The organism is Alcanivorax sp. HI0007 (assembly GCF_001635525.1).
GTDB lineage: Bacteria > Pseudomonadota > Gammaproteobacteria > Pseudomonadales > Alcanivoracaceae > Alcanivorax.
Window position 1 is genome coordinate 68,686 of sequence record NZ_LWEJ01000170.1, and the last position, 6,176, is coordinate 74,861.

Annotated in this window: 5 protein-coding genes; all 5 read right to left on the reverse strand. The window is 57.4% G+C overall.

Translation table 11 applies throughout. From position 1 onward, the window contains the following. Positions 1 to 484: 484 nt before the first annotated feature. Positions 485 to 1,855: an exopolysaccharide Pel transporter PelG gene (pelG, locus tag A3714_RS09275; protein ID WP_063508440.1), complete on the reverse strand. Its 1,371-nt coding sequence runs from the start codon at positions 1,853 to 1,855 to the stop codon at positions 485 to 487. Next, the gene (pelF, locus tag A3714_RS09280; RefSeq protein ID WP_063508439.1) at positions 1,855 to 3,375 is read right to left on the reverse strand and encodes a GT4 family glycosyltransferase PelF; all 1,521 of its coding nucleotides are present in this window, start codon (positions 3,373 to 3,375) and stop codon (positions 1,855 to 1,857) included. The genes pelG and pelF overlap by 1 nt, the downstream gene beginning before the upstream one ends. Beyond that, positions 3,353 to 4,363: a hypothetical protein gene (locus A3714_RS09285; protein ID WP_063508438.1), complete on the reverse strand. Its 1,011-nt coding sequence runs from the start codon at positions 4,361 to 4,363 to the stop codon at positions 3,353 to 3,355. The genes pelF and A3714_RS09285 overlap by 23 nt, the downstream gene beginning before the upstream one ends. After that, positions 4,356 to 5,690: a PelD GGDEF domain-containing protein gene (locus tag A3714_RS09290; RefSeq protein WP_063525636.1), complete on the reverse strand. Its 1,335-nt coding sequence runs from the start codon at positions 5,688 to 5,690 to the stop codon at positions 4,356 to 4,358. Before A3714_RS09290 ends, A3714_RS09285 begins: the two co-directional genes overlap by 8 nt. Next, a partial coding sequence (locus A3714_RS18030) for a hypothetical protein (RefSeq protein WP_063527176.1) occupies positions 5,690 to 6,176 on the reverse strand: 487 nt, incomplete at its 5' end. The genes A3714_RS18030 and A3714_RS09290, both read right to left, overlap by 1 nt.

The window sequence follows — 6,176 nt, forward strand, 5'->3', positions numbered from 1 at the left end:
GCTTATATGCACTTTCGTGCAAAAATTGACCTGGCGGGCTAAACAGAAAGTCTACAAAGCGAATGTTTCGGCGAACAACTGTCCACATAATGCCAGGCGTCGATGAGGTCCCATCCATCGACTCCGGAGTTTCTACTCCGTGATAGCTCTCCCGAGCCAAACTATTACGGCGCCTTATGGCGCCGTTTTTTTTGGGTGGGGGAACTCACAGGGTGCTACGTAGCCGCTGTAGGAGCGCCGCTTGAGGCGCGATCCTCGCCCTAGCGAGGACATTGCCCGCAGGGCAATCAGGAATATCAAGGCTCGACAGGTTTCAGAAAGAATGACCGACAGCTCTAGACCTCTGTCGCGTCACCTCGCTTGCACTCGGTTCGCGCCTCGAGAGGCATTATTCGCTACGCTCACCCTTCGGGCCGCACTGCACAACGTGCGTTACTCCGCTACCCTCCTACGGGGATTCCAGAAAGGTTAGCGGCTATATCAATCAATGCAGCATAAATGTGCTGTACTCCAGCTCCCCCATCTTCCGGTTAACCAGCCACAACCCCAACATCACGCACACTGCCAGCGACAGCAGGAAACCGAAGCCGAAGAACTGCGGGCCCAGGTACAGGCTGATGCCGGTAAAGATCACGTTGAGCACGAAAAACAGGCCGGTGAGCAGTACCAGCATGCGGCGCTGGTCCAGATAGCAGAACACGTTGATGATGGCCAGGAACACCACCTGTAGCGCCGTGGCTACCAGCTGTACTTTCAGCAACGGCAGGTAGAGATCGGTGATCCCCAGGGCCGCGAAAATCTGGGCGCCGGCCACCATGATCACCAGCGCCGAGATGGCCTGGATCTTGAGGATCTGGAAGATCCCCTGACGGATCACGAACACCATCTGGTTGCGCATGTCCTCGATATAGGACAGCGAGCCTCCTTCGCGCACCGCATCGTAGAAATTGCTGTAATACTCAACGAAATCGGTTTCCATGCGCACCAGAAACACGGCCATACCGGGAATCAGCGACAGGTAGGACAGGAACACCGGGATGTCATAGATCAGCGAGGCACGCAACGGACCGATCACATCGCTGCCGGTGCCGCTGTAGAACCAGAACATGGCCTTGTCCGCCCATACTCCGGCGTTATAGAACAGCCCGACAAGCATCAGGCTGGGGTACAGATAACGAGGACCGAACATCTCGAAGGACACCATGCTGCGCGCCGGATAACCGCGAACGATCAATACCAGCATGCCGGCCAGCAATGTCACCTGCCCCAGCAGAAACCCTAGCAGCAGCCCCTCCAGGTCGAGAAAGCGCAGCAACAAGGCTCCCACCACGGTAATCGCGTAACCCAGGGCATAAAGCAGCAAGATGGCCTTGTATTGCTTCATGCCGGACAGAAACACGGTAGCGATCCAGATATTGCACAACACCACGAAGCTGGCCGCCATCAGTACCCGGAACAGAATGCTCTGTTCCGGGAACAGGAACAGAGCCACCAACAGCGACAGCACGCCGGAAATCACCGTGACCAACAGGGTGACACCACCATAGTTGGGCAGAATCAGATCCTCGCGCTGCTCAAAGGCACGATCCGCACAAAAGCGGGTGAACGCCAATTGCACAGTGCCGGTCAGTACCAGGCTGATGGCAATCAGATAGGTCACCGTGACCTGGAACTGGGACACGGCAATATCCGGCACCACCGCCCCCAGGCTGAAAATACCAATGATCAGGATGCCGATAATCGACAGCACCCAGGGCCCGGAGCTGATTACGCCAGCATAGGCATAAGCACGGATCAGGCCCAGCAAGGTATCCTTGCGCAGCAGTTTTCGCAGCTCAAAACCGATACCTGCCATCAGATATCCCCTTCCAGCAGGCCCTGATAAAGCTCACGGTAGGAACCGAACATCTGCTGCTGGGTATACAGGGTTTCCACCCGGCGGATACCGGCTTGCTGCGCGTCGTGCCAGGCCTGCGAATCACTGAGCAACGTCGCCACCGCCTTACCCAACGCTTCCGGGTCAGCAATGCCAACCACCGAACCGGCCTTGCCGAACGCCCGATCTTCTTCATCCAGCCCTTCGATCAATTGACGGCAGGAGCCCACATCCGTGGACACCGCCGGCACACCCGCGGCAAAGCCTTCCAGCAACACCAGAGGCAAGGCTTCGCTGATGGAGCTGAGTACAATCACACCCACTTTCGGCAGCAACTCGTCGATTTTCTGAAACCCAAGAAACTCCACGTTTTTTTCCAGGCCCAGGCTGGTTACCAGCGAGCGGCACTCCGCGGCATATTCCTTGTCTTCATCCTCCGGACCGGCAATCCAGCCTTTCGCGTCCGGAATCTCGTTGACCAGGGTACGCATGGCACGCAGGAAGGTTTTCACGTCCTTGATGGGTACCACCCGGCCGATCAGGCAGGCGGTCTGGGGGATTTCGGTGCCCCTGGCGGCACGGACTTTTTCCATACGCGGCAGGTCGATGCCGTTGGGAATATTAAGCGTACGTTCGGCGGGGGCGCCGTCTTCCACCTGCCGCTGCCGGTTACGTTCGTACAGGGCCACGATGCGGTTCGATGACTGATAACACTCACGGCCCAGTTCGGTGAAGAAGTTCACCCACTTCTCGCGGAAGTACGCCATTTCCGCATTGTTCTTTTCCACCAGGCCGCGGTTATCACTGATCCATTCACTCTGGAACAGATCGATCTTGCGTTCCTTGGTGTAGATGCCATGTTCGGAAAGCAGCAACGGCTTGCCGGTGCGACGTTTCAGCATGGCCCCCAGAAAACCGGCATAACCGGTGGATATGGTGTGATACATACGCGCCGGGATCAGATTGCTGGCAATATCATTCAGTACCCACAAGGGGGAATGCATGATGCGCACGGTCCAGAAATAATCCACAAAGGAAGGGTCGCGGCTGTACTTGCGATAGGCATCGGAGATGAAATCCCAGCTTGCCCGACTGTGCAGGAATGCATCCTCGGAATAACAACAGCCATCGCCAAGGCCATCCAGAGCCTCGCCCAGCAAAGCCTCACGCTCCCGGGAATGTCGCCCTGTGCGCATCAACTCGTGGAGCCGACGTAACCGTTCGAACGCCTTCGGGTCACCTTTTTTGGGTTTTTTCTCAGCCCCGCGCTGGAAGTCATGCAAGTAGTGCACTTCCAGGTGCACCACATTGTCCGGCAGGGTGTACTTCATGTCGCCGTAATCTTCCGGTCGGCTACCGACGAAGCAACAGGCAAACGTATATTCGGGAAAACCACGGATAATCTGGTTTACCCAGCTGGACACGCCGCCACTGACATAGGGAAAAGTTCCCTCAAGCAGCAGGCAGATATCCGCCTTATCCGCTCTGGGCAGCGCCATAGCCCCTCCAGTACTCCACGGATTTATTCAAGGCAGTAAACTGACTGCCATCGGGAATTTGTTCCATCAGCAAGCGCACCATGGGCAATTGCCGTCGTTGCAGAGCGATTTCCGCCAACCAGGGGTTTACCTGGGCCGGGGACAACCCCAATCTGCGAGCAAATATCAGGGATTCCTGGGCTTCCCCAAGGTTGTCCTGGCTCATCTTGATACGTCCACGGAGCAACCACAGACCGGCATCCTCGGGGGATTCCATCAGTCCCATATCGGCATAAAAACTGGCCCGCTCCAGGGTCAGGGTGAGGATGTCACTGCGAACCAGGTCCTGATAGCTCAGTTCCCAGTAAAGTTCAGCCAGACGCCGGGCAAGTCGGTATCGACGCGACTCTTTGGCCCGCTCCAGCAATTGCAGCGCCCGGTCAATATCACGGGTAATCTCTTTTTCCTTCTGATCCAGAATACCGTAGGCAAGCAGGCGCAAATCCTCATAGGAATCACCCAGTGAATCACGCAGCAATCGGCCCGTGACCCGTCCAGGCATGTCCTTGAGTACCAGCATGCCCTGAATCCGCAAGGCGTTGGGCGCAGTCTCACTGGTAAGCAGGGTTTTCAGGTCAACCTGCCGGAAACCGGCGCTTTGCTGATTGTTCACCGGAGTGAAGTAAGGCTTGGCTACCTGGGAAAAAGGAAGCGGCTTGAACAACGCCGGCAACATCACGCCGAGGGCAATCCCGCCGACGATGGTCAACAGGCCAATCGCCGGAATGAAAAAAGCGAAGGAAAAAATCAACGCCAGCGAGAATACTTTCGGTTCCCGAAAACGGGTGGGAAGAAAGGTCCATGCCACTGCGGAAAGCAGGGCCGAGGCCAAACCGTGAGACACCAGATAAAGCAGGAAATAGGATAGCGAGCTGTTCTGGCTAAGCAGCAGCAGCAAAGAGCCCAATTCGGCACTGATGGCATAGATAAGCAGCTTCCAGCTAGACACCCGCCACCCCCAGCAGTTCGTTCAGCTGATCGGCCGGATCACGCTCATCCAGTAGCCGATGGAAGTACTTGACCCCCGCCTGGCGCAGACTGAAGAACGCAAAGTCGTCCTGCAACCACTGTTCGGTGCGCAACACAAAACCTTCCAGACTGGACTCCCCGGTCATCGGCATCATGATCATCAATACGTTGTCATGCACCCACCAGGCCAGGTCCAGACTGCGCAACCCACGGGCCAGCACTTCCAGAATCTGTGCAGCCTGTTCGCTGTCATCCGCGACAAACAGCGTCAGAGCGGTATCTACCCGGGCCTCCCCACGGAGTCGGGCCAGGGCAGTGAGTTCGCTGGCGAAACGGTTGGGCAGATTCGGCCAGGTATCCAGAAGACTGTCGACCTCTTCCCCGTTGTGAGCCACATCCGCATAGAAATTCAACAGTACTGAGAGCAGCTGAAGGTTTTCATAATTCATGGAAAGAAATGGCAACCGTTCCACCACCAGTGCGCCAATCATCTCCCCGGCACTGTTGGTCACCGGCGCAGCCACCAGGTAACGGCCAACGTAGAGGTCATCCTGGGTATGCTGTTGCACATGGGCGAGCATGCCGATGTCCAGGGCGTGGTTCAGCAAGGCGTCGTTCGGGTCCAGGGGTTTGTTCTCACCCAGCAACGCAGCAGGCTGGTCACTGACCTTGCCATCGATGATCGGGTACAAGCCTGCACGCTGCAGCTGGCAATACTCTGCCAGCAGGTTGATCAGATCATCCGCCGCCGGCAGGACCTTTCCGTCACTTTCATCCAGGGTCAGATCCCGTAACCGAAAAAGCGCATCCCGCACGGTGTAAGGTTTGACCAGCAGATTTTCTTCAAGGCGATCATGGGACAGTCGCAACAGCACGTGACGCTGAGTCAGGTTCTGCAGACGCTCCAACGCATAGCTGGCAGCACTTTCCGCCCGTTGCAGACGCACCCGCCAGAGGTCGGCAAATTCACCACAAACCAGGCTGAGGATGAACCCGCCCAGCATGGTGCCCTCAGGAAAACTCCAGTCCGCATAAAAGCCCACCTTGCGAAGCACGAACCAGCTCGCCAGCAGACACAACATCCCGAATACGCCTGCCAGACTGCCGTATCGCAACGCCACAACAATGGGCACAAAGAGACCCCAGCGGAAGTTGGCACCCAGCGCCAGCGGGTCATCGGAACGCAACCACAGCCCGATACCCACAGCCGCCACGGTCAGTATTACCGCCTCCAGCACCACCCATAAGGGTCTTGCCGATGGCGCCACCAGTGCGGGGATGACAGTGTTACCCAGCCACTTGCGCATTAGCGAATGACCGGTGCCAGCAGCTTATCGATCACTTTCTGCCCCGTTTGGCTGAGCGACGATCTTGCCCAGCCAGCACGGGCACCTGTCCCGCTGTAAACGATATTCCCGGAGGGTAATTCACGGATTTCCAGCATCACACCCACTGCCGGTTCGCCATCCACACCGGTCTTGTAGCGCCATTCATGGACCACACCGCTGACCACATACTGGGCCGATTGCGACTGTGCCCAGCGATCCATTTTCTCGCGGTTGGCAGAGGACGAGGCTTCGAACAACAAGCCGTCATTACCGGTTTCCGGGTAGCTGTCCACGGTGGTCACGCCATGGCGATAGAGTACCGACTCGACGATGGCCGCTGCCCGCAACCCGGCCTGGGGGGTGCCGGTGCGGTTGACCAGCGGCAGCACCAGCCAGGTCCCTTCCGCGTCCAGCGAGACGTCCTGACTACTGCGTACATGGGTGCAACTGGCCAGCATCAGTGCC